Raw genomic sequence first — 25,840 nt, 5'->3', positions numbered from 1 at the left:
AGCCGCGACCCTGGGCCCTACCGCCCGCCGGCGATATCGACCAGCGCGCCGGTGGTGTAGCTGGCCCTGTCGTCGAGCAGCCAGAGGATCGCCTCGGCCACTTCCTCGGCCCGCCCGGCGCGGCCCAGCGGGGTGCTCTTGCCCAGGCGCTCGGCGCGGTCCGGCTGGCCGCCGCTGGCGTGGATCTCGGTGTCGATCAACCCGGGGCGCACGGCGTTGACCCGTACGCCCTCGCCGCCCAGCTCCTTGGCCAGGCCGCGGGTCAGCACGTCCAGCGCGCCCTTGGCGCCGGCGTAGTCGACGTACTCGAAGGGCGCGCCGAGGCTGGCCGCCACCGACGACACCAGCACCATCGACCCGCCTTCGCCGCCAAGGCTGCGGGCCATGCGCCGGGCGCCCTCGCGGGCGGTGAGGTAGCTGCCCAGCACGTTGACCGCGAACATGCGCCGCAGGCGTTCGCCGCTCATCTCCAGCAGCGGCAGGGGCGGTGCGACTATGCCGGCGTTGACCACCAGGCCGTGCAGCGGGCCGAAGGCGTCCATCGCCTCGAACAGGCGCAGCACCTGGCTTTCTTCGGCCACGTTGGCCTGCAGCGCGACGGCCTGGCCGCCCATGGCTTCGATCTGCGCCACCAGCGCGTCGGCGGCGGCGCGGTCGCTGTGGTAGTTGACCCCGACGCGCCAGCCGCGGGCGGCGGCCAGCAGGGCGGTGGCGCGGCCGATGCCGCGGCTGGCACCGGTGATCAGCAGGGATCTGTGCATAGGCGCTCCAGGTGCAAAGGCGTCGGACCAGGGGTGCTGTCGCCTGGCGGCCACTTCTACTAGCCTAACTCTAGTCGCAATGGGCCTGCGCCCGGCGGACCGCAGTAACGGGAGAGCAAATCATGGATAAAACACAGTTTTCCAGTCTGTCGCTGGAGGATCTGGCCTTGGTACCGCTGGAGGAGGACGCCGCGCCGCAAGCGCAGGCGCCTGCGGTGCAAGCGCAGGCGTCGAAGATCGATACGCGCAAGAAGCGCGAGCGCCGCAGCGGCGTGGATCGTCGAGTGACCATTCGCTTCGAGGAGGATCGGCGCAGCGGCGTCGACCGGCGCGCGCAGAACCAGGCCTGGGGGCACGGTCACGATCTCTGAGTGGCGCCGGGGATCGCCCCCGGCGCTTGACGGTCAGCCGCGTGCTACGCGCACGCCCTCGGCCAACTGGGCGCACAGGCCGAGCACGCCATCGATGGCCTGCTGCGGGCTGTTGGCCTTGGCGATCTGGTCGACCAGCGCCGAGCCCACCACCACGCCTTCGGCGCGGCGCGCCACTTCGGCGGCATGCTCCGGGGTGCGGATGCCGAAGCCGATGCACAGGGGCAGGTCGGTGTGGCGACGCAGGCGCGCCACGGCTTGCTCGACGTGATCCAGGGTCGCCGCGCCGGCGCCGGTGACACCGGCCACCGACACGTAGTAGACGAAGCCGGAGCTGCCGGCCAGCACGGTGGGCAGGCGGTCGTCGTCGGTGGTCGGGGTGGTCAGGCGGATGAAGTCGATGCCTGCGCTCTGCGCCGGCTCGCACAGCTCGTCGTTGTGCTCCGGCGGCAGGTCGACCACGATCAGGCCGTCGACGCCGGCGGCCTTGGCGTCGGCGATGAAGCGCTCGACGCCGTAGACGAAGATCGGGTTGTAGTAGCCCATCAGCACTAGCGGCGTGCTCTGGTTGCCTTCGCGGAATTCGCGAACCATCTGCAGGGTCTTGGCCAGCGTCTGCTTGGCCCCCAAAGCGCGGATATTGGCGAGCTGGATGGCCGGGCCGTCGGCCATCGGGTCGGTGAACGGCATGCCCAGCTCGATCAGGTCGGCGCCGGCATCCGGCAGGCCCTTGAGGATCTGCAAGGAAGTCTCGTAGTCGGGGTCGCCGGCGGTAACGAAGGTGACCAGCGCGGCGCGGTTTTCCTGCTTGAGTTCGGCGAAACGGTTGTGCAGGCGGCTCATGCGTGCTTCTCCTGGTTGTCCTGCATGTGGTGCATCACGGTCTGCATGTCCTTGTCGCCACGACCGGACAGGTTGATCACCATCAGGTGATCCTTGGGCAGTTTCGGCGCGCGCTTGAAGGCTTCGGCCAGCGCGTGGGCGCTTTCCAGGGCCGGGATGATGCCTTCCAGGCGGCAGCACTGGTGGAAGGCTGCGAGGGCTTCATCGTCGCTGATCGGCACGTATTCGACGCGCTTGATCTCGTGCAACCAGGCGTGTTCCGGGCCGACGCCGGGGTAGTCGAGGCCGGCGGAAATCGAGTGGGCATCGGTGATCTGGCCGTCATCGTCCTGCAGCAGGAAGGTGCGGTTGCCGTGCAGCACGCCCGGCGCGCCACCGGCCATGCTCGCCGCATGCTTGCCGGTATCGACACCGTGGCCGGCCGCCTCGACGCCGACGATCTGCACGCCGACATCGTCGAGGAAGGGGTGGAACAGGCCGATGGCGTTGGAACCGCCGCCGATGCAGGCCACCAGCGAGTCGGGCAGACGCCCTTCCTTCGCCAGGATCTGCTCGCGCACCTCGTTGCCGATCACCGACTGGAAGTCGCGCACCATGGCCGGGTACGGGTGCGGGCCGGCGGCGGTGCCGATCAGGTAGAAGGTGTTGTGGACGTTGGTCACCCAGTCGCGCAAGGCTTCGTTCATCGCATCCTTGAGGGTGCCGGTGCCGGCGGTGACCGGGATCACTTCGGCGCCGAGCAACTTCATGCGAAAGACGTTGGCCTGCTGGCGGTCGATGTCGGTGGTGCCCATGTACACCACGCACTGCATGCCGAAGCGCGCGGCCACCGTGGCGGTGGCCACGCCGTGCATGCCGGCGCCGGTCTCGGCGATGATGCGCTGCTTGCCCATGCGCTTGGCCAGGAGGATCTGGCCGATGCAGTTGTTGATCTTGTGCGCGCCGGTGTGGTTGAGGTCTTCGCGCTTGAGGTAGATCTTCGCCCCGCCGAAGTGCTCGGAGAGGCGCTCGGCATGGTACAGCGGGCTGGCGCGGCCGATGTAGTCGCGCTGGAAGTAGGCCAGTTCTTCGAGGAAGGCTGGATCACTCTTGGCCTTCTCGTATTCGGCGGCCAGCGAGTTGATCAGCGGCATCAGGGTTTCGGCGACGAACTGACCGCCGAAGCGGCCGAACAGGCCGCGCGCGTCGGGGCCGGTGCGAAATGAGGTCATGGTCGAGCTCCTGTCTGGGGCCTCTGCCCACGAGCGGGCAGGAGGTTTGGCAATGGCGCCATTCTACCCCTGGCGGGCAGGCTGAAAAGCGATTAGATTGCCCTGAACTGTCAGGAAAAATCACAAATCAATGAATCGCGAACTGCCCCCGCTGAATGCCCTGCGCGCCTTCGAGGCCGCCGCCCGCCTGCAGAGCATCAGCCGCGCCGGCGAGGAGCTGCATGTCACCCATGGCGCGGTGAGCCGGCAGATTCGTGCGCTGGAAGAACAGCTCGGCGTCAGCCTGTTCGACAAGGACGGCCGCGGCGTGAAACTCACCGATGCCGGCATGCGCCTGCGCGATGCGGCCAGCGATGCCTTCGAGCGCCTGCGCGGCGTCTGTGCCGAGCTGCGCCAGCGTCAGGACGGCGCGCCCTTCGTGCTCGGTTGCCCCGGCAGCCTGCTGGCGCGCTGGTTTATCCCGCGCCTGGATCGCCTCAACCGCGAGCTGCCGGAGCTGCGCCTGCAGCTGTCGGCCAGCGAGGGCGAGTTGGACCCGCGCCGCCCCGGAGTGGACGCCACCCTGTGCTTCGCCGCGCCGCCCTGGCCGGCGGACATGCAGGTGCACGAGCTCGATATCGAACGGATCGGGCCGGTGCTGAGCCCGCGCTTTGCCGGCTATGCGCGCCTGCAGGGGGCGCCTGCCGCGACGCTGCTCGACGAGCCGCTGCTACACACCGCCTCGCGTCCCCAGGCCTGGCCGCAGTGGGCCGCGGCGCAGGGCCTGGAGCCGGCGCGGCTGCAGCAGGGCCAGGGTTTCGAGCACCTCTACTACCTGCTGGAGGCGGCTGCCGCCGGTCTCGGCGTGGCCATCGCGCCGCAGCCGCTGGTGGCCGACGATTTGGCCGCCGGTCGCCTGGTCGCGCCCTGGGGCTTCGTCGCCACCGAGGCGCGCCTGGCGCTGTGGGTGCCGGGGCGCGTCCGCGATCCACGCGCCGAGCGCCTGGCCGCCTGGTTGACGCGCGAGCTGCAGGCCTAGCACGGCGCGCGCGCAACCCCTGCGGCGTGGTCTAGGCTTGCTGCAGGCCCACTGCGGAGCGCACAGCATGTCCGACCATCGCACCTACAAGAAGATCGAAATCGTCGGCACCTCCAAGATCAGCATCGAGGACGCCATCCAGAACGCCCTGGCCGAATGCGCCAAGACCGTGCGCAATATGGACTGGTTCGAAGTCATCGACACCCGCGGGCATATCCTCGACGGCAAGGTGGCGCACTACCAGGTCGAGCTCAAGGTCGGCTTTCGTCTGAGCGGTAGCTGATGCCCTGGGCGGCGAGGAAGGCGAGGAAGGCTTCGCGGCTGGAATAGCGCGGCTGGTAGCCGAACTCCTGCTTCAGCCGCTGGTTGGTCAGTACCGGCCGGTAGCGCAGGAAGTCCAGTTGCTCCGGGCCGTACTGGCTCAACCCCAGCGGCTTGAGGAGGCGCAGCGCGCCGCCGAGCAGCGCCGCCGGCAGCGGCCGGTAGGGCTTGCCGAGGATCGCGGCGATTTCCTTGAGGCTCAGCGCGCCGTCGCCGGCCAGGTTATAGATGCCCTCGCGAGCCTCCTCCAGGCCCTGGCGGATGATGCCGACCACGTCCTGTTCCCAGATGAACACGAAGCGGCTGGCGTGACCGCGCACGCCGAGCACCGCGCGTTTCTTGAACAGGTCGCTGATCGGGTTGTTCAGGCGCTTGCCGAGGATGGTGCCGGGGCGCAGCACCAGTTGGCGCAGCTGCGGATGTGCCTCGCGGCAGCGCGCCAGCAGTTGCTCGATCTCCAGCTTGTGCCTGGCGTAGGCGAAATGCGGGTGGCCGCGCAGCGGCTGGTCTTCATCGATCCACTCGGCGTTGTCCGCGGCGTAGCCGTAGGCGGCGCCGGAGCTGGTCACCACCAGTTGGCGCACGCCGTTGGCGACGGCGCTGTCCACCAGGCATTGGGTGCCGCCGACCTCGATGGCGTGCAGGTGCGCCTCGCTCATGTCGCGCGGCGGACGGATCACCGTGGCCAGGTGGACGATGGCGTCCGGCTTCCAGCCGCTTATGCAGGCGCGCACCTGGGCCGGGCGGCCCATGTCCAGCAGCACCGGCTCGACGTTGGCCTTCAGGCCGCGACTGTCAAGCGGGCGGATGTCGGCGGCGATCAGCGTCCAGTTGGGATGCTGGATGGCCAGCTCGTCGAGCAGCTGATGGCCGATAAAGCCGGCCGCGCCGGTGATCAGAACGCGCATAGCAGTCTCCCGGCGGATCGCGGCATCCGCCCTGGCCCGTTCAACTGCCGAAAGGGCCCCACCGCGACGGGCGTGGCCACTTGATAAACGGGCCTTGTGGTTATTGTTTGCAGCCCGGCGCCAGGCTAGGCACAGGCTCGCCCTCTGGCAGTGGCGGAACTCGCCAGCGGCCATGGCGATTCACGCCAGCGGGACGAATGGTGTGGCGCCGCGCACAGCCAGGCCGGCCGTGGCTGGCGAGGCGCGGGGGGATCGGGCAAGCTGGCGGGGCTTATTCAGGGAGGATAGTCATGTTCAGGATGCTGCTGCTCTTGTTCGCCGCGCTGTCGCTCGGCGGGTGTTTCGACAGTGAGCCGCCGCTCGCCGAGGAGCGCCGCCTGCTGCTCAGCGCTGCAGATTTCGCCGCCTACCAGGCGCCCGCCGCGGGGCGTTACGAGAAGCTGGTGAGCTACGCCGCGCGCAGCATCGACCTCAGCTTCGAGAGCGCCGGCAGCGACTGGTTCTACCTCTACAGCGGCGTCTCGCTCTACCCGCGCGCCAGCGATGCGCTGATGACCAGCTACGCCGAGACCTTCGGCGCCTCGTTCGGCCTGCGCGACAGCGGCCTGGTCGAGCAGGAGCTGGAATTCGAGCTGGAGCTCGCCAGCCGCGCCAGCCTCAAGCTGCTGACCTAGGACGGCGAGCCGGTGGGCAACCTGTTCTATGCCACCGTCGGCAACAAGTCGCTGTTCGCCATCTTCACCGGCGTCTACTTCGAACGGGGCGAAGATTTCGCCGCCTTTATCGCGCCCAAGCTCACCGCATTGCGCGCCCACCGGCACGCCGACCCGCTGCTGAGCTGGGCCGGCAGCAAGCTCGGTTTCGCCGAATGAGCGGCCTCAGCCGAAGAACCAGTAGGTCACGCCGATAGCCGCCACCACCCCGGCCAGTTCGGCCAGCAGGGCGCAGCCCACGGCGTGGCGCACGCGCTGGATGCCGACTGCGCCGAAGTACACCGCCAGCACGTAGAAGGTGGTCTCGGTGCTGCCCTGGACGGTCGCCGCGGCCAGCGCCGCGAAGCTGTCGACGCCGTGGGTCTGCATGGTTTCGATGAGCATGGCGCGCGCCGCACTGCCGGAGAACGGCTTGACCAGCGCGGTGGGCAGGGCGTCGACGAAGCGGGTGTCCCAGCCGCCCCACTCGACCAGCCAGCGAATGCCGTCGAGGCCCAGCTCCAGCGCGCCGGAGGCGCGCAGCACGCCGATCGCGCAGAGCATGGCGACCAGGTAGGGCAACAGGCTCTTGGCCACGTCGAAGCCCTCGCGGGCGCCCTCGACGAACTGTTCGTAGACCGCCACCTTCTTCAGCGCGCCGACCAGCAGGAAGGTCAGGATCACGCCGAACAGGGTCAGGTTGCCGAGCAGCGAGGACAGCGCCGCCAGCGCGGTGGCGCTGAGGCTGGCGAGCAGCGCCATGAAGCCGCCCAGCAGCAGCGCCCCGGGAATCAGGTAGGCCAGCACCACCGGATCCCACAGGCGCAGACGCTGCATCAGCGCCACCGACAGCAGGCCGACCAGGGTCGAGGCGCTGGTGGCCAGCAGGATCGGCAGGAACACTAGGGTCGGGTCGGCCGCGCCCTGCTGCACCCGGTACATGAAGATCGACACCGGCAGCAGGGTCAGCGACGAGGCGTTGAGCACCAGGAAGAGGATCTGCGCGTTGCTCGCCGTGGTGCTACTGGGGTTGAGCTCCTGCAGGCTGCGCATGGCCTTGAGGCCGATCGGCGTGGCGGCGTTGTCCAGGCCCAGGCCGTTGGCGGCGAAGTTCATGGTAATCAGGCCGAGCGCCGGGTGGCCGCGCGGCACCTCCGGCATCAGGCGGGCGAACAGCGGGCCGAGCAGCCGCGCCAGGGCGTCGACCAGGCCAGCCTGTTCGGCGATGCGCAACAGGCCGAGCCACAGGGTCATGGTGCCGAACAGCAGCACCATCACCTCCACCGACAGCTTGGCCATGGCGAACAGGCTCTCGACCATGGCGCCGAACACCGCCGGGTCGCCACCGAGCAGCCAGCGCGAGAAGCCCGCCACCGCCGCCACCAGGAAAAAGCTCAGCCACAGGCCGTTGAGCATGTCGATCCCCCTTAGCTCGAAAGTCGCGGCGCGACGCCTTCCTCGATGGCCATCTCCTTACGGGAGAAGGTGGCGCGAGGCGCCGGATGAGGGAGGGCATGCCGTCATGGCGGGGGATGATAACGCGGCGACGGCCGGCGAGGGGCCGTCGTCGTGTGCCTCAGAACCAGTTGGGGTCTTTGCGCAGCTGTTCCTCGAGCAGCCGGCGCACTTCCTCGTCCGGCTCGCCCAGCCAGCGCAGGCTGGCGTGCTCGCTCGGCGCGCGGTCTTCCGGCAGGTTCTCGGGCACCTGCACGTAGAGCGCGTAGGCGTTGTCCTTGTCCCAGTCGAAGGCGAGGTACAGGCGCTGGTTGAAGCAGTCGTGCGCCTCGCACAGCTGGCCGACCAGGAAGCGGTCGCTGGCGCTTTCCACCGCCTGCATCGGCGTCGACGGGCCGCTGAGGTTCATCAGCCAGTCGGGCAGGCGCCGCTCCTCCTGCACCAGTTCCTGCCAGGCGGCGCGGTACCCGGCGTCGCTGCTCAGCAACTCGCCCGGATGCAGGTGTGTGTCGCGGTCGGCGGCCTGGGCCGCCAGGGCGCCGCTCAGCAACAGGGCGGCGGCGATGGCGTGAATGCGCATGCAGACCTCCTTACAGACGGGGGCGACGGCCCATGACGAACGAGATGATGAACAGTACCAGGAACACCACGAACAGAATCTTGGCGATGCCGGCAGCGGTGCCGGCGATGCCGCCGAAGCCCAGCACGGCGGCGACGATGGCGATGATCAGAAAGGTCAGTGCCCAGCTCAACATGGCGTTTCTCCCGTTGCGATGGAGGCGGATGGCGCGGGTTCGCGCACCTCCGGCCCTTTTCTTGGCGTTGCGAGCGGAACGAGTCCGGTCACCCGCCAGGGTCGTTGCACCGCCCGTGCCAGTTCCTGGCCCAGGGTAAAAATCTTGAAAATCAGCGGCTTGCGATATCCGGGAAATGACGGCGACGGGCATCCTGCCCGATGCGCCCGCGGCGGCCGTGCATTTTGCCCGACAGCTCAGGCGCTGCGCCGTCTGCACGGCCGCCAGAGTGGTCGCCCACCGACCGCTCAGTCGGTATACTCGCAGCGCCCGCGTGCCATGCGGGTTCCGCGCCCAGAACAACAACCGCGCCGCGAGCCTCGAGCCGATGAACGACTACGAACAGGAAGACCCGATCCCCCAAGGCGACCTGGCCTTGCAGATCACCGCGCTGCCACGCGAGACCAATGGTTTCGGCGATATCTACGGCGGCTGGCTGGTGTCGCAGATGGACCTGGCCGGCACCGCCATGGCCAGCAAGGTCGCCGGCGGCCGCGTGGCCACCGTGGCCATCGACCGCATGGCCTTCCTGGTGCCGGTGGCGGTGGGCGCGCAGTTGTCGTTCTATACCCAGGCCCTGGAAGTGGGGCGCAGCTCGATCCAGATGATGGTCGAGGTGTGGAGCGACGACCCCTTGTCCAACGAATGGCGCAAGGTCACCGAGGCGGTGTTCGTCTTCGTCGCCATCGACGGCAGCGGCCGTACCCGCCCGGTACCGCCACGCCGCGGTTGAGCGCAACGGCCGAACCAATGAAAACGCCGGCTAGCAGCCGGCGTTTTGCTGTGCGCTGAACGCTTAGCCGCGGATGTTGTAGATGTCCTTCTCGTTGAGCTCCGCGTAGTCGTACAGGCGCTTGAGGTAGGCCTTCTGGTGTTCCCAGACCTTGGTCGCGGCCGGGTCGGCGGCGGCGCTGGCGTCGACCACCTCGGCGGCGACCTCCTTCAGGCGGGCCAGCACCTCGTCCGGCAGGCGGCGTACGTCCACGCCGTCGGCCTTGAGCTGCTCCAGGGCTTCCATGTTCTTGGCGTTGTAGTCGTCGAGCATGTCGCCGTTCACGTCGCGGGCGGCGGCGCGCACGATGGCCTTGAGGTCGGCCGGCAGGGTCTCCCAGGCCTTGAGGTTGACGTCCAGCTCGAACAGTACGCTCGGCTCCTGCCAGCCCGGGGTGTAGTAGTACTTGGCCGCCTTGTGCAGACCCAGGGCCAGGTCGTTGTACGGGCCGATCCACTCGGTGGCGTCGATGGCGCCGGTCTGCATGGCGGTGAAGATCTCGCCGGCCGGCATGTTGACCACGGTGCCGCCCATCTTGGTCAGCACTTCGCCGCCCAGGCCCGGGGTGCGCATCTTCAGGCCCTTGAAGTCTTCGACCGAGTTGATTTCCTTGTTGAACCAGCCGGCGGTCTGCACGCCGGTGTTGCCGCAGGCCATCGGCAGCACGCCGAACGGCTTGTACACCTCTTCCCACAGCTGCTGACCGCCGCCGCGGTGCAGCCAGGCGTTCATTTCCTGGGCGTTGGGGCCGAACGGTGAGGCGCAGAAGAACTGCGCAGCCGGCACCTTGCCTTTCCAGTAGTACGGCGCACCGTGACCCATCTCGGCGGTGCCGCGGGAGACTGCATCGAATACTTCCAGGGCCGGCACCAGTTCGCCGGCGGCGTAGACCTTGACCTTCAGGCGGCCGTTGCTCATCTCCTCGACCAGCTTGGCGAAGCGCTCGGCCCCCACGCCGACGCCGGGGAAGTTCTTCGGCCAGGAGGTGACCATCTTCCAGTTGAAGGTCTGGGAACTCGAGCCCTCTTGGGGGGCAGCGGTGCTTTTCGCCTCTTCTTTGCAGCCCGCCAGTGCGGTGGCTGCGAGGCCGACGCCTGCTGCGGCGAGTATGTCGCGACGTTTCATGCAATGCTCCTTCTTGTTGTATTGGTCTGACCACGGGATCGCCGAAGGTAGACCGGGCGTGAATAACATAGGGGGTCGTGACCCTCAAGCCTAGCTGCTACGACTAAAGTTGTATGAGCATTGCTGCATTGCCAGCAGCCTGCCTAGAATCGCCGGCCCTCGACCCACAAGGTTGCGGGAGGCGTGGCGTACGGCCGACCGGGCCGGCGTCCTGTCCCCTACCCAATAACGATAAAGGACTCACTATGTCCGACAAGCCATCGCTTCCCCTCGCGCTTGCGTACCTGATCGATGCTCTCAACGCCTGGTTCGGCAAGGCCTGCGCCTGGCTGACCCTGTTCCTGGTGCTTGGCACTGCCGTGGTCGTGGTGCTGCGCTACGGCTTCGGCATTGGCGCCACCGCCCTGCAGGAAGCCGTGCTCTACGCCCATGCCCTGGTGTTCATGGGCGCCACCGCCTGGGTGCTGCAGCGCAACGGCCACGTACGCGTGGACATCTTCTTCCAGAACTTCAGCGGCCGCCGCCAGGCCCTGGTGGAAATCCTCGGCAACCTGCTGTTCCTGCTGCCGGTGTGCCTGTTCCTCGGCTGGGCCAGCTGGGACTACGTGAGCAATTCCTGGGCGACCCTGGAGGCGTCCAGCGAGTCCGGCGGCCTCAAGTTCGTCTACCTGCAGAAGAGCATCATCCTGGTGCTGGTGGTCAGCCTGGTGCTGCAAGGCATCGCCAACCTGATCAAGGCGCTCTACGTCATCAGCGGTCGCCTGCCGGCTCCGGAGGTGAAGCATGGCTGAGTTGATGGCGATTCTGCTGTTCGTCAGCATCTGCCTGGCCTTGATGGCCGGCTACCCGGTGGCCTTCACCCTGGGCGGCGTGTCCTTGCTGTTCGCCGGCATCGGCGTGCTCACCGGCACCTTCGACGCCGGCTATCTCAGCGCCCTGCCCAACCGCCTGTTCGGCATCATGAACAACCAGACCATGCTGGCGGTGCCGCTGTTCGTGTTCATGGGGGTGATGCTGGAACGCTCGCGGGTGGCCGAAGACCTGCTCGAGTCGATGTCGCGCCTGTTCGGCACCCTGCGCGGCGGCCTGGCGATCTCGGTGTGCGTGGTCGGCGCGCTGCTGGCCGCCAGCACCGGCATCGTCGGCGCCACCGTGGTGACCATGGGCCTGCTGGCGCTGCCGACCATGTTGCGCCGCGGCTACGACCCGGCCATCGCCACCGGCACCCTGGCCGCCACCGGCACCCTGGGGCAGATCATCCCGCCGTCGATCGTCCTGGTGCTGCTCGGCGACGTGATGTCCAGCGCCTATCAGCAGGCACAGCTGAAGATGGGCATCTTCTCGCCGAAGACGGTGTCGGTCGGCGACCTGTTCGTCGGCGCGCTGATTCCCGGGCTGCTGCTGGTCGGCCTGTACATCCTCTACATCATCGCCGTCGCCATTATTCAGCCGAAGAAGCTGCCGGCGCTGCCGCAGGAGGAGCTGGGCCCGATCGAGTGGAGCAAGCTGATCAAGGCGCTGGTGCCTCCGCTGATCCTGATCGGCGCGGTGCTCGGCTCGATCCTCGCCGGCTACGCCACGCCCACCGAGGCAGCCGCCCTCGGCGCCGTCGGCGCCATGCTGCTGGCGCTGAGCAAGAACAAGCTGAACTTCGGCCAGTTGCGCGAGGTGGCCTATGGCACCACCGAGATCAGCGCCATGGTCTTCATGATCCTGATCGGCGCCTCGCTGTTCTCCCTGGTGTTCCGCGGCTTCGGCGGCGAGGCGCTGATCGAGGACGTGTTCGCCCAGCTGCCTGGCGGCGTGCTCGGCGCCTTCTTCCTGGTGATGCTGGTGATCTTCCTGCTCGGCTTCATCCTCGACTTCATCGAGATCACCTTCGTGGTGGTGCCGATCGTCGGGCCGGTGCTGCTGGCCATGGGCCTCGACCCGATCTGGCTGGGCGTGATGATCGCGCTGAACCTGCAGACCTCCTTCCTCACCCCGCCGTTCGGTTTCGCCCTGTTCTACCTGCGCGGGGTGACGCCGAAATCGGTGGCCACCAGCACCATCTACAAGGGTGTGGTGCCGTTCATCCTGATCCAGATTCTGCTTCTGGTGATCGCCTACATCTTCCCGGGGCTGATTACCTGGCTGCCGGAACAGGTCTACGGCAAGTAGCGCCTCGGCACTGGGCGACAAGGGGCGGGACCGGCGACGGTACCCGCCCCTCGTTTTTGGAGGAACTGGCGCAGACCCCGCAGCGGGGGCATGGGGAGGCTGCGTTGCTCAGTTCAGGCGCATCCAGTACTTGCGCTCCTGGTAGCCGAGCACGATGCCGTCGCGGGTGATGAACTGCAGGCGCAATTCCGCATTGAGACGATCACCCTCGCGCAGGGTGCGGCCGCCGGCGCGGATGAAGCGGGCGCTGGCGTCCGAGGAATAGACGTGGGCGTTGATGCCCAGCTCGCGCAGCTGGCGCTGCACGCCGGAGGGCAGGCCCTTCCAGTGGGCGACGTCGCGCAGGCGCGGATCCGCCGGGACGGACTCGTCGGCATCGCGGCGCTGCGGGATCTCCGGCGCGCGGCTCGGGGCGGTGGCTAGCACGCTGGGCACGGTGGGCGCCGGGCTGGCCACCCGCCCCGCCGGCACTGGCAGTTCCAGCACCACCGGGGGGCGCGCGGGTTCGGCATCGTCCAGCTGCACGCGCAGGCCGCTGGCATCCTGCAGATGCTCCAGGCCCGGTGCCTGGGGACTGGCCGGAGGCGGATCGAGGCTGGTCAGCTCCGTGGCTGGTGGCGTCAGGCTGTCCGTGCCGGGGGCGACGGCCTCGACGGCGGGTTGCGGGGCCGTGGTGGCCAGCAGCGGCGCGTCGGCCGGCGCGCCGAGCTTGCCGGCCACCACCCAGGCCAGGAGCAGTAACAGGGCGGCACTGGCGAGCAGCGCCCACCAGCGCCACAGGCCGCGGCCCTTTGCCGGCCGGTAGGTGCTGCCGGCGATTTCCTGCTGCGTGTCCACGTGCGGGATATCGCCGCGGCTGCGTTGGTTCTCCGACTGTTTCAGGGCATTGAGGATGTAGGACATGGCGTCTCACTCCCAGTCCGCTTCGGCCGCGGTCAGCAGGGGCACGCCGGGCTCGGTCAGGGCGGCGAGCCGGATCAGGGTCTGCGGTCCGATCACCGCGTCGGTGACCAGCTGGTAGTGGTGCTGGAAGGCCAGCACCTGTAGCTGCAGCTGTTCGTCGTAATGCTGGCGCGGCACCGGCGGCGCCGTGCGGCCCTGCAGCTGGGCCAGGCGGGCATCCAGCCAGGGGATCACCGGGCTGCTGGTTTCCGGGCGCACCGGCTCCTGATAACCCGGCGGCATGCGCCAGAGCAGCAGCTGGTTGCCTTGCAGCAGCTCGCGCAGTTCGCCGAGGTCGACCCGCTGGGTGTCGCCGGCGACCTCCAGGGTGGCGCTGCCCTGGAGGACGTCGAGGCCGACCAGGGTGGCGTGAAAGCGCTGGCCGGCGGCGTTGCTCAGGCCGATCACCGCGGGCAGGTTGAGCCTCTGCAGCTCGTCCAGATTGGCCGGCTGGTGCAGGCAGCCGAGCTGGTGCTGGCGGGCGAAACGACATACCACCTGGGCGTTGCGCGGGTCGTAGTCGAGGCCCCAGCGGCGGAACAGGCCCTGATAGGCCAGCACCTCGGTGGCGCCCAGGTCGGTTTCGTCCGGCCATTGCCAGTGCGCCGGATTGCTCAGCGCGGCCGCCGGTTCGGCCGCCGGTTCGGCGGCGGGCAGCGGTGCTTCGCTTGCCGACGGTGCCTGCGGCTGCGCCAGCACGGGCGTCGCCTGTGGCGCGGCGGGCTGCTCCTTGGGCAGCTCGATCACCGGTACGGCTGCCGGCTGCTGGCGCACCAGGGCCAGCAGCTCGCGTCCGCCGGGCAGCAGGAAGCCTCCGAGCAGCAGGGCCATGGCCAGCAGCGGCAGCAGCGCCCAGCGCCAGCGCGTGGTCGAGGGCGGTTTCTCGCCGAGGATCTCGCGGGCGGCGCGGCCGAGCAGCCACCAGTCGACCCTGCTGCGCCGCTCGACATAGGCGCCGAGCAGGGCGCGGTCGCAGAGGATGTTGACCATGCGCGGCACCCCGCCGGTCAGCCGGTGCAGGCGACGCAGCGCGGCGCGGGTGAACAGCGGCGCGTCGCGGCCGCCGACCGCCAGGCGATGGCCGACATAGGCGTGCAGTTCGTCGCGGGCCAGCGCCTTGAGGTGGTAGCGCGCGGTGATGCGCTGGTTGAGCTGGCGCAGTTCGGGGCGGGCGAGGGTGTCGAGCAGCTCCGGCTGGCCGATCAGGATGATCTGCAGCAGCTTCTGGCTGCTGGTCTCCAGGTTGGTCAGCAGGCGGATCTGTTCGAGCACCTCGAGGCTGAGGTTCTGCGCCTCGTCGATGATCAGCACGGTGTTGACGCCGCGGGCGTGGGCGTCGATCAGATGCGCGTTGAGCGCGTCGATATAACCCTTGATGCGCCGTCCGCTGCGCTGGTAGCCGATCTTCAGCTCGTCGCAGATGGCCTCCAGCAGCTCGATGATCCCGTACTTGGGATTGAGGATGAAGGCCACCTCGGTATTGGCCGGCAGCTGTTCCAGCAGGCAACGGCAGACGGTGGTCTTGCCTGTGCCGACGTCGCCGGTGAGGAGGACGAAGCCGCCGTTGCAGTTGATGCCGTAGATCAGGCTGGCCAGGGCCTCGCGATGCTGCTCGCTGAGATAGAGGTAGCGCGGGTTGGGCGCGATGGTGAACGGCAGGTCGGAAAAACCGAAGTACTGGCTGTACATGGTGTCGATCCTCGCAAGCTACTGTGACTATAGAAGTCCGGACAGCAGTTGCCAGCGGCGGACAAAACCCGCCGAATGGTATGGCCTTTCGTCGGTATCGCGGGCAAATGTCAGGCCTGATCTACACTCCACAAAAGGAGCAGTAACGTTGTGGATAAGTGATAGATAACAGCTGTATCAAGGGCTTAATAGATGTCCGCGATCATGCGTCAAACTTATGACTCGCCCCGCCGCGCGTTGTTGCTCGATCTTTCCGGCGACGATTCCTTGCTGAGCAACCTGCATCTGCCGGACTGGGTACTGGATCGGGTCGGCACCGCGGAGAGTGCCCACGGGCTGCTCAAGTTCCACAGCTACCGGGTGGCCATCGCCCTGCTGCCGGCGCTGAGCGAGGCGCAGTACGAGGAGCTCGAGGCCCTGCTGGACAAGGACGAGCACCTGGCCTGGGTCGCCCTGACCCTGCCGGCGGCCCTGGAGAAGCAGGACTTCCGCCGGCTGATCTACGAACACTTCTACGACTACTTCTCGTTGCCGCTGGGCGAGGCGCAGGAGCACCTCAAGCAGGCCCTCGGCCATCTCGACGGCATGGCGCGCCTGCGCGATCTGGAGCAGGAGCGTCTGGTGGCGGTGGAAGAGTTCCAGATGGTCGGCGGCAGCAAGCAGTTCCTCGCCATCTTCGACCAGATCCGCCGCGTCGCCGGGGTCGAGGCGCCGGTGCTGATCCGCGGCGAGACCGGGGTGGGCAAGGAGATGATCGCCCGCGCCATCCACCAGCGCTCGCCGCAATGCGACGGGCCCTTCGTCGCGGTCAACTGTGGTGCCCTGCCGGAGACGCTGATCCACGCCGAGCTGTTCGGCTACGAAAAGGGCTCCTTCACCGGTGCCTACAAGCGCAAGATCGGCCGGGTCGAGGCGGCGCAGAACGGCACCATCTTCCTCGACGAGATCGGCGACCTGCCGCCGCAGATGCAGGTCTACCTGCTGCGCTTTCTCGAGCAGAAGACCATCGAGCGCCTCGGCGGCAACCAGAGCATCGCGGTCAACGCCCGGGTGATCGCTGCCACCCACGTCAACCTGGAGGAAGCGGTGGCCGAGGGACGCTTTCGCGAAGACCTCTACTACCGGCTCAACGTCCTCAGCATCCTGGTGCCGCGCCTGGCCGACCGCGGCAACGACATCGAGCTGCTGGCGCGCTACTTCCTGCACAAGTTCGGCAAGGAATACGGCAGCAGCTCGCGCGGCTTCACCCGCCAGGCCATCGGCGCCATGCTCAGCCACGGCTGGCCGGGCAACGTGCGCGAGATGATCAACCGCATCCGCCGCGCCCTGGTGATGAGCGAGAACCGTATGATCACTCCGACTGACCTCGGCCTCGAGGAGTGCGAGGCGCTGGACATGGTCATGCCGCTGGAGCAGGCTCGCGCCCACGCCGAGGAACTGGCGGTGCGCAGTTGCTTGAGCCATGCGATGAACAATGTGTCGCAGGCCGCCAAGCTGCTTGGCGTCTCGCGGGTGACCCTCTACCGGATGATGGACAAGTACGGCGTGCGCAGCTAGCCGGCGGCTGTTCACGTGCGAGCGATGCCGGCAGGTCGTCGTGGCTGGACAACCGCCGAGGCGGGCTGTAACGGCGGCTGAACAATTTCCCACTGCCGCACTCGGACAAGTCAGATGCAATGCCCGCAGCATGGGCATTGCGCTTGCCTGGCGCATTCTCTGCATGATTTCTTCTGCCTTGCGGAGAGTTCACCATGCCCCCAGAGGAACGCCGCTTCATTGATCTTCCCCCGCCCGACGACAAGCCCGGCAGCCAGGGGGAGTTTTCGGCCGCGCGCCCGGAGAGCGGCGCGACCCCCTTTCCCTTGTTCAGCGATACTCCCTTCATGAGCTGGCACCTGCTGCACCGCAAGCTGCGCGAACTGGAGCATTTCCACCCCAGCTGCAAACCGGTGATCAAGCTGTGGGACGAAGCCAACGGCGCCTAGGGACGTCCTGATAAAGCCATCTGCCGTCGCTCCCGCGAAGGCGGGAGCCCAGCTATCAAGGCGATTCCGGATTATTCCCCCTCGGGCCGGCGCAAGCGCTGGTCAGCGATAAAGCTGCTGTCCCGCTTGCGCCCGACTATCTCAGCGTTTCCCTAGGCGCCCCTTCGCCGAGCAGATTTCGTCCGCTCGGCTTTGGTATTGCGGCCGCGTTGTCGGCTCGAGTGGGACGGGGCTTCGAGCGCCCGAGACCTGCCACATCGTACCCCTGTCATGGCCTATGGCCATCCCGCAACTCACTGATAAGCCAGGCTTTTCTTTGTGAGTTGGGTCACGTTGTGGCGGCCCAGGCGATAAACGGTAGCCCTTTCATGGCACCCCGGGTTTTGCCCATGCGCGCCTCTGCAACGGGCCTTGCAAGGGTGCCGGGGAAAAGTTCTAGATCATTTTTCAACCAACCAGGGCATCGTTATGCATGAAATGTATAAAAAATGAACAGGCGGGGTGATAGCTTCTGCATCCGTTACAGTTGTACAGAAAATGAACAGTCTTATTCTGGCAACTGTTACAGGATTCACCCCGCTGCAAAGTGCAGTAAACAGTGAGGTTTTCCGATCCGGTCGCTGACGAAACAGTGGCCGGAGCGCTCGAGGGGCTTTAACCGGACGGCTCGCCGTCCTTTGTAATACCGCTTACAGAAAGCTCCTCTCCCGACAAAGGCATAACCAGGGCAACCTGGCGACGCAAAGTTACGGGCCCCACCGGGGCCGCCGGACTGCCGAAGGAGACCCCCCTCACAGGACCGCCGTGAAGAGGAACTTTTCTGAACCCCGTTTCAGGAGAGCCTCATGCGCCCGTCCATGCCTCGCTACGCCTTTGCCCTGGCCATTCTCGCCGCCGGCAGCCTCGCTCATCCCTCAGCCCTGGCAGCTCCCGGCCATGTTCATGCCGAGCAGACGCAGCCGGCGAAGAACGCCCTGGCCGCGCGCCTGGCGGCGAGCACCGGAACCCAGGAGCTGCTGGCGCTGCACAAACGTTGGCAGAACGCATCCGGCGCGGCGCGCGAGCAGCTGCAGCGCCAGCTGCTGGCCAAGGCCGAGGAGCGCCGTGCCCTGCTCGGCGAGCTGGCCGAGCACCACCCGGCCGAGCTGCTGCGCGTGACCATCCCCGAGGACAAGCAGCGCGGCATGCCGGCCGAGGTGCTGGCCAAGCTGGAGCAGCGCCTGGATCTGGAGGGCGAGCTGGAGGTGGTCTACGAGGACTACGAGGACGGCGCCAAGCTGCGTCATCTGCTCAAGACCCCGTTCGGCGAGCGTTTCGAGCTGCGTTTCGCCGAGCGCAACAAGGAATGGCGCAGCGGTGTGGCCGTGCGCGCCCAGGGCTGGTTGCTGGAGTCCGCCGACGCCGCCGGCAGCGTGCAGGGCGAACTGGTGGTCGGCGACGACGAGCAGGGCCTGATGCTGGCCGATGGCGGCACCGGCAGCGGCACCCTGGCCTATGACCTGCCCAACACCACCGGCGCCCAGCGCACCCTGGCGATCCTGGTCAACTTCCAGGACAAGCCGAGCGAGAAGCCCTGGACCGCCACCCAGGCCAATAGCCTGGTATTCGGCGACGTCAGCAACTTCCTCAAGGAAAACTCCAGCCAGCAGACCTGGCTCACCGGCAACGTCGCCGGCTGGTACACCATTCCGGTGAACAGCACCGTGTGCGATGGCTTCGCCATCGAGAAGTATGCCAAGCAGGCCGCCCAGAGCGGCGGCTTCAACCTGGCCAACTACGATCGCTTCGTCTACATCTTCCCGAAGAACGCCTGCGGCTATACCGGCATGGGCCAGGTCGGTGCCCTGCCTTCCAGCAGCTGGATCAACGGCAGCATGATCCTGCGCACCGTGGCCCACGAACTGGGGCACAACCTCGGCCTGCACCACGCCCATGCCATGGACTGCGGCGACACTACCCTGGGCAGCAGCTGCGCCACCCAGGAATACGGCGACACCGTCGACATCATGGGCTATGCCGGCACGGTCGGGCACTTCAACCTGTTCAACAAGGAGCGCCTGGGCTGGCTGGCCAGCGGCAACCTGATCACCGTCGGCAGCGCCGGCAGCTTCAACCTGCAGCCCAACAGCGTGCAGAGCAGCCAGGCCAAGGGCCTGAAGATCGCCAAGGGCGTGGATGCCAACGGCCAACCCAGCTACTACTACGTGGAGCTGCGCAAGCCGCTGGGCTTCGATGCGCAGATCACCGACCGCGGCGTGATCGACACGGGCAACATCTTCAACGGCGTGACCGTCCGCCAGGCCAGCCCGAGCAACGGCAACAGCGGCTACCTGCTGGACATGACCGCGGGCAGCAATTTCGTCGACATGAAGGACGCCGCCCTGGTTGGCGGCAAAAGCTTCAGCGATGCGGCCGCCGGCGTGCGCATCAGCACCGAATGGGTGGACACCAGCCAGGCCCTGGTCAGCGTCGACTTCTCCGGCAGCACCGCGCCGACCTGCAGCCGCAGCGCCCCCAGCGTCAGCATGACCCCGGGCCAGAGCACCTGGCTGGCCGCCGGCAGCAGCTTCGACTACAGCGTCACGGTGACCAACAAGGACAGCGCCGGCTGCTCCAGCAGCAGCTTCAGCCTCGCCGCCGGCAAGCCCAGCGGCTGGAGCACCAGCCTGGCCAGCAGCCTGAGCCTGGCCCCCGGCGCCAGCGCCAGCGTGACCCTGCGCGCCACCTCGCCGAACACCGCCGCCGACGGCTTCTACAACATCAGCGCCACCGCCAGCGCCAATAGCACCAGCGCCAGCGCCAGCGCCAGCTATGTGGTGGACAACCCGGTCGTCAGCAGCAACCGCGCGCCGCTGGCCAAGGACGACAGCGTGACGCTGACCAGCAAGTCGCCGGTGACCATCAACGTGCTGGGCAACGACAGCGATCCGGACGGCGACGCGATCAAGGTGGTGGCCTTCGACCAGGGCAGCAAGGGCTCGGTGACCCTCAACAGCAACGGCACCCTGACCTACAGCCCGGCGAAGAGCTTCAAGAGCGGCGACCAGTTCCGCTACACCATCAGCGACGGCAAGCTCAGCGCCAGCGCCACCGTGTATATCGGCCTGCAGGCCAGCAGCGCGGACAGCGGCAGCACCGGCGGCAAGGGCAACGGCGGCAGGTAGGGACGCCAGGCCCTGGGAGCCGGCGTGCTGGCGATCCTATGGGCGGGGGATAAAAAAAGCGCAGGGCCACGCCCTGCGCTTTTTTCTTTCCTTCTCACCTCGGGGTCATCCCTGACTCCGGGGTGGTTGCCACTCAGAACGAGTTGTCGTTGGGCAGATCGCAGCCCAGGTTATTGTCGATGTCGAGCGCCGTGGCCAGGGCCAGGATGGTTGTCCGGTCCTTAGTGGCCAGGGCGGCATTGACGTCGGCGATCACCGAGGCGGCCGTCCGGGTGAAGTCCACATCCGGGTGAGCCGCGTTGAGGATCGACGCCACGGCGGCGCGCAGGAGAATCTGCGCGGAGCCGACCAGGTTTTCACCGCCACCGTAGTTCAGCGCCTGCAGCAGGGAGTTGCCGCTCAGCTGATTGTTCAGCACGCCAGCCGGCAGGCTGAACACCGAGCCGACGGTCTGGTTCGGGCTGTAGCCGGTGGGTGCCCAGCTCCCCAGGCTGTTCTTCCAGAAGCCGGGAGTGCAGCCTTCTTCGCCCGGAGGCGGTACTTCGCAGGTTGCGCTGGCCGGGCTGCTGGATACCGGCGAGCTTTCCACGGCATCGCTGGCAGTGGCTACCACGGTGTTGGTCGAAGGCCCGGCCACGCCGGGGTCGTAACTGCCGTTGTAGTTGGCGCTTGCCCCCGGAGCCAGGTTGCCGATGTTGAACACCACGTCGTCCGAGGTATCGCCCGGGGTGCCGTTGTCATCGGTGACGATGACGTCGAGCAGGGTCACGTTGCCGCTGTTGGTCACGCTACCGTCGAACAGGATCGGCATGCCGAAGGCCGGTGCGTCGGTGCACTGCTTGGTGACGTCGAGGGCCGGCAGCACATCCGCGCTGCAGCTGGCCGAGGCGGTTTCCGATACCGGACTGCCGGTCAGCAGGTCGCTGCCGCTGGCGGTGACGGTGTCGGTGGAGCTGCTACCGCTGGCGCCGAAGCTGCCGCTGTAGTTGGCCGAATCGCCCGGAGCCAGGTCGATCGGGCCGAGCACCGTGACGTCGTCGCCCGGAACGCCCGGGGTGCCGTTGTCGTCCGTCACGGTCACGCCGGTCAGTACCACGTCGCCGACGTTGCGCACCGTACCGTTGAAGCTGACGTCGATGCCGGTACCGCTGGCATTGATGTCGGCGGTGCAGACCTTGTCGACGGCGATGGCCGGGTTGGTGTCGGCGGCGCAACTGGCGCTGGCACTGGCCGATACCGGCGAGCCACCCAGCACGTCGGTGCCGCTGGCCACCACGCTGTCGCTGGAGCTGACCGCGCCGAGTACGCCGAAGCTGCCGTTGTAGTTGGCCGAGGCCCCGGCGTTCAGAGTGCCGATATTGAAGGTCTGGTCATCGCTGGTATCGCCCGGCGTACCGCCGTCGTCCACCACCATGACGTCTTCCAGGGCGACGTTGCCGGTGTTGGTCACCGTGCCCATGAAGCTGACCTCGATGCCGTCACCGGCGGAGTTGAGCGCCGCGGTGCATAGCTTGTCCACGCTCAGCTGCGGGTCGAGATCCGGCGAGCAGCTGGCCTCGGCGGTAGCCGATACCGAGGTACCGTTGCGATGGCCGGTGGCGGTCACCACGTCCGTTGCGGGAATCGCGGTGGTGTTGTAGTCGCCGGAGTAGTTCTCGCTCTGGCCGGGGTTCAGCGTGGCGGGCCCGAATACCACGACATCGTCGCTGGTGTCGCCCGGGGTGCCCATGTCATCGACCACGGTGACGTCGTTCAGCGCCAGGGCGCCGCTGTTGGTCACGGTGCCGCTGAAGTCGACCTTGATGCTGTTGCCGCCGTCTTCGCTGTCGACGGTGGCCACGCAGTTCTTGGTCACCTCAATGGCGCAGACGTCGAAGTTGCCCAGCACGAAGTCCTTCAGTTGCGCGGTCTCCGAACGCGAGGAACGGGTTTCGGCGAGGAAGCTGCTGAAGCAGGGCACATTGCCGCCCAGCAGGGCGCTGACGTTGACGCCGCCCTCGAAGAAGCTCTCCGCGGGCAGGCGGTTCTTGTTGCCCAGCTTGGGCGCATAGGGCCAGGCCGGCAGCGGCAGATCCGCCGTGTTGGTGGTGGCGCAGGCCAGCTTGTTGCCGGTGCCGTCGCACTTGGCGCTGGTCGAGCTGTACAGCAGGCTCAGGTTGTCGGCGACGGGGGTACCTTGTTTCAGCGGGTCCCACTCGTAGACCTTGATCTCCGGTACGGCATTGGAGCCTTGCGGGTACTCCACCAGGACCATCAGGTCGCCGCGCTTGCCATTGGCGTCGTCGCGACCGGCGTGCTGGCCGACGAAGGTGCCGTTGGGGTTAAGACCCACGTCGTTCTGGAAGAACCAGAAGGCGGCATGGGCGTCGCCGTTGTTGGCGAAGCGATCCAGGCCGAAGTAGATGATCATGTCGCCGGCCTTGTGCAGCACTTCGCCGCCGTGGCTGACGTCGCTCGGGTTGATATAGGCCGCGGCATAGGCGTTGGTGATGTCGTCCTTGTCCGGCACGCTACCGTTGGTGTGCCGCCAGTTGGGGATGTCGAGGATGTCCTTCGACCCGCCGCCGGTGAAGATGGTCAGCGGTGCGGGGTCGGCGAGGATGGTGGTGAAGGCGACCGAACTGCCGGGCGGATTGCTGTACAGCCCGCCCCAGTCGTCGCCGCCGCCGCCGTTGTCGACGGTGTTGGCGTCCAGCTCGAACAGTCCCGGTGGGTTGCCGTCCACGGCGTTGACCACCGTCGACGTCATGCCGCCCACCAGCACCGCGCCGAGCGTGAACCTCAGCAGCGTTTGCCATGAGTTGAGTGTGTGCATGGTCTTGCTCCCAGGCGTTGCCCGGCTGCCCTTGCCGTTGGCGAACACCGATCCCGGCTGACGCTGGCGCGTGTCCCTTTACGCGCACGGCTCTGGGCCACAGCGGCCCTACGCCAACCCGGCATTGCTTCCACTGGCTCCCGCTCGCACCCGACTGCCTACTACCCGATGAACAGGAACCGCCCGAAGGCCCTTGAGGTCTTCTCGCCGTCACTACAAACAATTACCGTGCCATATGGGTAATGCATTGATTTTCATTGGATTTTTATTCCTGTGTGAGGCGTGCGCGGATAGCTTTTGAAACATATCCGGAGGAGGGCGGTACGGGCTGTCCAAGCTTTGAAACAGCCGCCGCCGTTCGACCGCCACGAACCCCCGTACTGACTGGGCTGCACGGCTTTTCGGGCCGGCGGTGTGCTGTTCAGGCCGCGATACAAGGCAGCGCCGGCAAGCGAAAGGGGCGCCGAGGCGCCCCTTCTATCGGGTGGTGAAGGCCCCGCTACTGCCGGGGCCGGTTAAGTGGCTCAGGGAGCCGGGCACAGCGGGCAGTCGGCGCTTACCGGGTCAGCTGCCACCTGGTCCCCGCCAACCGCCGCGGTGGCGGTGGCTGTGGCGGTGTTGACGAAGGACACGCTGCTGGGCAGTTCCAGGCTGCCGCCGGCGCCCAGGGACAGGCCGTCCGGCCGGTAGGTCTGGCGGAAGGTCGCCGAGACGCCCGGGTTCAGGGTGCCGGTGCAGCTGTTGGGAGTGGCCGGCGGGCAGGTGAACAGCGCGCTGCCTTCCTCGACCAGCGCCTGCACCTGGTCGTCGCTGACGGTGACCGCGAGGGCCACGTCGCCGGTGTTTTCCACCACTATCACGTTGTCCACCTCGACCAGTACCACGCCGCCGTCGGCCACCAGGCGCACGCCGGCATTTTCCGGATCGCAGTCCTTGGTGAGGCTCAGGCCCGGATTCACGTCCGGCGAGCACTCGGTCACCACGGCGTTGGCGCTTACCGTGCTCTGGTCGAACACGTTGGTGCCGCTGGCGGTGATGGTGTTGCTGTGGGCGAACTCGCCATCGAGCATCTCGAAGCTGTAGAACAGCAGGTCGCCCGGCTCCAGCGCGCCTGGCAGCGCGAAGGGGCTGTCGAGGCTGTCGTCGAAGACGCCGTCGCCGTCGTCCAGCCAGGCCGAGAAGGCGCCGGCATAGTCGCTGTCGCTGAGGTTGACGCCATCCAGCTTGACGTTGCCGTCGTTGCTCACCGTGCCGCTGAAGCTGCGATCGATCTGGCTGCCGTTGTTCGTCAGGTTGGCGAAGCACAGCTTGGTCACCAGGATGCTCGGATCGCCAGTGGGCGGACATTCCGCTGAAGTGGCGGTTTCCGTGTCGATCAGCGCGCCGGTGCCGGGGTCGTAGAAGCGCAGGGTCACGGTGTCGACGAACTCGGTGGTTTCGTCGAACTCGCTCAGGCTGTACTGGCCCTCGTAGACCACGCTCTGGCCGCCGCCGAGGTTGAAGCTGGCAATGGCGCCCAGGGTCAGGCCGGCGATATTGGCTTCGCCAACGCAGCGGCCATCGGGCGTGCTGCTGTCGCTGCCGTCGACGCAGACCTTGGTGAAGGTCGAATTGGCCTGGTCATCCTCCAGCTCGATATCCAGCGGCAGGCCGCCGGTGTTGTTCACCTCGCCCCAGAAGGTCACGGTGACGCTGTCGCCAGTCTCGCTGATTTCCGCTTCGCAGGACTTGCTGACGTTGGCGCCGCAGGCATCGAAGCCGCCGAAGGCGAAGTCTTCCAGGCTGGCGGTTTCCGAACGGGAGGAGCGGGTCTCGGCGAGGAAGGAGCTGATGCAGGGAGTGCTGCCGAGGATGCCGGTCAGGTTGATGCCGCCCTCGAAGAAGGTCTGGGTCGGCATCACGCTGTTGGCGTTGCCGCCCTTGGGCGTGTAGTCCCAGGGCGGGTTGGGCAGGGTGACCAGGTTGACCTTGGCGCAGGCCAGCTTGCCGAGCCCGTCGGCGTTGTTGCACTCGGCCTGGCTGGCGGTGAAGCGCAGCGACAGGTTGGGGGCGATGTTGGGGCCGCGCACCTGGTTCGGGTCCCACTCGTAGACCTTGATCTCCGGAGTGGCCCCGGAGGCCTGCGGGTATTCCACCAGCACCAGCACGTCGCCGGGCTCGGTGGCGGTGGCGGCCACGTGGTTGCCGCTGAACTGGCCTTGGCCGTTCACGTCGCCGATGCCGACCGCCGGGTCCTGGAAGAACCAGAAGCCGCCGAAGGTGTCGCCGCTGTTGGCGAAGCGGTCCATGCCGAAGTAGACGATCAGGTCGCCCTGCTCATGCAGCACCACCGAGCCGGCGGTGGCGCAGTCCACCACCGTGTTGTTGCTGGCGCTGGTGACGCAGACATCGGCCGGCGCGGTATAGGCGGCGGCGTAGGCGTTGGTGATGTTGCTCTTGTCGGAGACGCTGCCCTGCTTGTACCACCACTCGGAGACGTCGCTGACGTCCTTGGAGCCGCCCTTCCAGAAGATGGTCTGCGGCGCCGGGTCGGGCAGCACGCCGGTGAAGGTGATCATATTGGCCGGTGTGGCGCCGCTGTGCAGGGCGTCCCAGTCGGTGGGCGGGCCGGCGGGGTTGTCGGCGGTGTTGCCCTCGAGTTCGAACAGCTTGAGGTCGTGGGTGCCGATGCCGTCCACCGCATTGACCGATGCCGTGGTGGTGATGCCACCGATCAGCAGGGCGCTGAGCAGACAGCGTGGCAGCGCGTTGCGTAGCCTGTTGTTGTGCATGATTGAGCCTCCATGTCCCACCGCCGATGGCGTCTGGCGCGGG

At 67.3% G+C, this 25,840-nt stretch carries 23 protein-coding genes and 1 riboswitch; of the genes, 11 read left to right on the top strand and 12 right to left on the bottom strand.

The features are described 5' to 3' along the window. Positions 1–17 precede the first annotated feature (17 nt). Positions 18–761, bottom strand: a complete 744-nt coding sequence (locus tag EA796_RS17715) for an SDR family oxidoreductase (protein ID WP_122109560.1) — start codon at positions 759–761, stop codon at positions 18–20. Positions 762–883: 122 nt separating this feature from the next. Here EA796_RS17715 and EA796_RS17710 point away from each other — a divergent pair, with 122 nt between their 5' ends. After that, the gene (locus tag EA796_RS17710; RefSeq protein ID WP_021444663.1) at positions 884–1,132 is read left to right on the top strand and encodes a hypothetical protein; all 249 of its coding nucleotides are present in this window, start codon (positions 884–886) and stop codon (positions 1,130–1,132) included. A 33-nt stretch (positions 1,133–1,165) separates the two neighbouring features. On the opposite strand, the gene trpA is transcribed toward EA796_RS17710, so the two are convergent. Further along, positions 1,166–1,975, bottom strand: a complete 810-nt coding sequence (trpA, locus tag EA796_RS17705) for a tryptophan synthase subunit alpha (RefSeq protein WP_122109559.1) — start codon at positions 1,973–1,975, stop codon at positions 1,166–1,168. After that, positions 1,972–3,186 (bottom strand): tryptophan synthase subunit beta, encoded by a 1,215-nt coding sequence (gene trpB / locus EA796_RS17700; RefSeq protein ID WP_122109558.1) that lies wholly within the window; start codon positions 3,184–3,186, stop codon positions 1,972–1,974. Before trpB ends, trpA begins: the two co-directional genes overlap by 4 nt. A 130-nt stretch (positions 3,187–3,316) precedes the next feature. Between trpB and EA796_RS17695 the strand changes: the two genes are divergently transcribed. Continuing rightward, positions 3,317–4,204 carry a LysR family transcriptional regulator gene (locus EA796_RS17695; RefSeq protein ID WP_122109557.1) on the top strand — a complete coding sequence of 296 codons (888 nt, stop codon included), beginning with the start codon at positions 3,317–3,319 and terminating at the stop codon, positions 4,202–4,204. Positions 4,205–4,271: 67 nt separating this feature from the next. Beyond that, entirely contained in the window at positions 4,272–4,487 is a 216-nt protein-coding gene (locus tag EA796_RS17690) for a dodecin (protein ID WP_021442739.1), read from the top strand. On the opposite strand, the gene EA796_RS17685 is transcribed toward EA796_RS17690, so the two are convergent. After that, positions 4,456–5,433, bottom strand: a complete 978-nt coding sequence (locus EA796_RS17685) for an NAD-dependent epimerase/dehydratase family protein (RefSeq protein ID WP_122109556.1) — start codon at positions 5,431–5,433, stop codon at positions 4,456–4,458. The genes EA796_RS17690 and EA796_RS17685 overlap by 32 nt on opposite strands. A gap of 290 nt (positions 5,434–5,723) precedes the next feature. Here EA796_RS17685 and EA796_RS17680 point away from each other — a divergent pair, with 290 nt between their 5' ends. After that, positions 5,724–6,107, top strand: coding sequence for a hypothetical protein (locus EA796_RS17680; protein ID WP_256679222.1), 384 nt, complete (start codon positions 5,724–5,726; stop codon positions 6,105–6,107). A 12-nt stretch (positions 6,108–6,119) separates the two neighbouring features. After that, the gene (locus EA796_RS23480) at positions 6,120–6,305 is read left to right on the top strand and encodes a hypothetical protein (RefSeq protein ID WP_256679221.1); all 186 of its coding nucleotides are present in this window, start codon (positions 6,120–6,122) and stop codon (positions 6,303–6,305) included. A 6-nt stretch (positions 6,306–6,311) separates the two neighbouring features. On the opposite strand, the gene EA796_RS17675 is transcribed toward EA796_RS23480, so the two are convergent. From EA796_RS17675 to EA796_RS17665, 3 genes are all read right to left on the bottom strand, one after another. After that, positions 6,312–7,541, bottom strand: coding sequence for a nucleoside recognition domain-containing protein (locus EA796_RS17675; protein WP_021442736.1), 1,230 nt, complete (start codon positions 7,539–7,541; stop codon positions 6,312–6,314). Positions 7,542–7,701: 160 nt separating this feature from the next. Further along, a complete protein-coding gene (locus tag EA796_RS17670; protein WP_122109555.1) occupies positions 7,702–8,160 on the bottom strand; it encodes an inhibitor of vertebrate lysozyme family protein in 459 nt (152 codons plus the stop codon). A gap of 10 nt (positions 8,161–8,170) precedes the next feature. Next, positions 8,171–8,335 (bottom strand): DUF1328 domain-containing protein, encoded by a 165-nt coding sequence (locus EA796_RS17665; RefSeq protein WP_021442734.1) that lies wholly within the window; start codon positions 8,333–8,335, stop codon positions 8,171–8,173. Positions 8,336–8,702: 367 nt separating this feature from the next. Between EA796_RS17665 and EA796_RS17660 the strand changes: the two genes are divergently transcribed. Continuing rightward, the gene (locus EA796_RS17660; RefSeq protein ID WP_021442733.1) at positions 8,703–9,107 is read left to right on the top strand and encodes an acyl-CoA thioesterase; all 405 of its coding nucleotides are present in this window, start codon (positions 8,703–8,705) and stop codon (positions 9,105–9,107) included. 63 nt (positions 9,108–9,170) lie between these two features. On the opposite strand, the gene EA796_RS17655 is transcribed toward EA796_RS17660, so the two are convergent. Continuing rightward, positions 9,171–10,271 carry a TRAP transporter substrate-binding protein gene (locus EA796_RS17655; protein WP_122109554.1) on the bottom strand — a complete coding sequence of 367 codons (1,101 nt, stop codon included), beginning with the start codon at positions 10,269–10,271 and terminating at the stop codon, positions 9,171–9,173. A gap of 245 nt (positions 10,272–10,516) precedes the next feature. Between EA796_RS17655 and EA796_RS17650 the strand changes: the two genes are divergently transcribed. Both EA796_RS17650 and EA796_RS17645 read left to right on the top strand, forming a co-directional pair. Next, positions 10,517–11,062: a TRAP transporter small permease subunit gene (locus EA796_RS17650; RefSeq protein ID WP_021442731.1), complete on the top strand. Its 546-nt coding sequence runs from the start codon at positions 10,517–10,519 to the stop codon at positions 11,060–11,062. After that, positions 11,055–12,431 carry a TRAP transporter large permease subunit gene (locus EA796_RS17645; protein ID WP_122109553.1) on the top strand — a complete coding sequence of 459 codons (1,377 nt, stop codon included), beginning with the start codon at positions 11,055–11,057 and terminating at the stop codon, positions 12,429–12,431. The genes EA796_RS17650 and EA796_RS17645 overlap by 8 nt, the downstream gene beginning before the upstream one ends. A 108-nt stretch (positions 12,432–12,539) precedes the next feature. Here EA796_RS17645 and EA796_RS17640 read toward each other — a convergent pair whose 3' ends face one another. Both EA796_RS17640 and EA796_RS17635 read right to left on the bottom strand, forming a co-directional pair. Continuing rightward, the gene (locus EA796_RS17640) at positions 12,540–13,334 is read right to left on the bottom strand and encodes a general secretion pathway protein GspB (RefSeq protein WP_122109552.1); all 795 of its coding nucleotides are present in this window, start codon (positions 13,332–13,334) and stop codon (positions 12,540–12,542) included. 6 nt (positions 13,335–13,340) lie between these two features. Further along, complete coding sequence (locus EA796_RS17635; protein ID WP_122109551.1) at positions 13,341–15,062, bottom strand: ExeA family protein; 1,722 nt, start codon at positions 15,060–15,062, stop codon at positions 13,341–13,343. A gap of 204 nt (positions 15,063–15,266) precedes the next feature. Between EA796_RS17635 and EA796_RS17630 the strand changes: the two genes are divergently transcribed. The 3 genes from EA796_RS17630 to EA796_RS17620 all read left to right on the top strand — a co-directional run bounded on the left by EA796_RS17630 (position 15,267) and on the right by EA796_RS17620 (position 20,211). After that, positions 15,267–16,619, top strand: coding sequence for a sigma-54 dependent transcriptional regulator (locus EA796_RS17630; RefSeq protein WP_082457849.1), 1,353 nt, complete (start codon positions 15,267–15,269; stop codon positions 16,617–16,619). Between the two features lie 194 nt (positions 16,620–16,813). After that, entirely contained in the window at positions 16,814–17,047 is a 234-nt protein-coding gene (locus EA796_RS17625) for a hypothetical protein (protein ID WP_021444387.1), read from the top strand. Positions 17,048–17,752: 705 nt separating this feature from the next. Further along, positions 17,753–17,827, top strand: a riboswitch (cyclic di-GMP riboswitch). 65 nt (positions 17,828–17,892) lie between these two features. Continuing rightward, a complete protein-coding gene (locus EA796_RS17620; protein ID WP_122109550.1) occupies positions 17,893–20,211 on the top strand; it encodes an Ig-like domain-containing protein in 2,319 nt (772 codons plus the stop codon). A gap of 133 nt (positions 20,212–20,344) precedes the next feature. Here the strand turns inward: EA796_RS17620 and EA796_RS17615 are convergent, their stop codons facing one another. Then, positions 20,345–23,026 carry a hypothetical protein gene (locus EA796_RS17615; RefSeq protein ID WP_122109549.1) on the bottom strand — a complete coding sequence of 894 codons (2,682 nt, stop codon included), beginning with the start codon at positions 23,024–23,026 and terminating at the stop codon, positions 20,345–20,347. 524 nt (positions 23,027–23,550) lie between these two features. Then, positions 23,551–25,797, bottom strand: a complete 2,247-nt coding sequence (locus tag EA796_RS17610) for a hypothetical protein (RefSeq protein WP_122109548.1) — start codon at positions 25,795–25,797, stop codon at positions 23,551–23,553. Positions 25,798–25,840 lie beyond the last annotated feature (43 nt).

The organism is Pseudomonas sp. AOB-7 (genome assembly GCF_003696305.1).
Classification (GTDB): domain Bacteria; phylum Pseudomonadota; class Gammaproteobacteria; order Pseudomonadales; family Pseudomonadaceae; genus Aquipseudomonas.
This window is presented reverse-complemented; position numbering and strand designations above follow the sequence as displayed.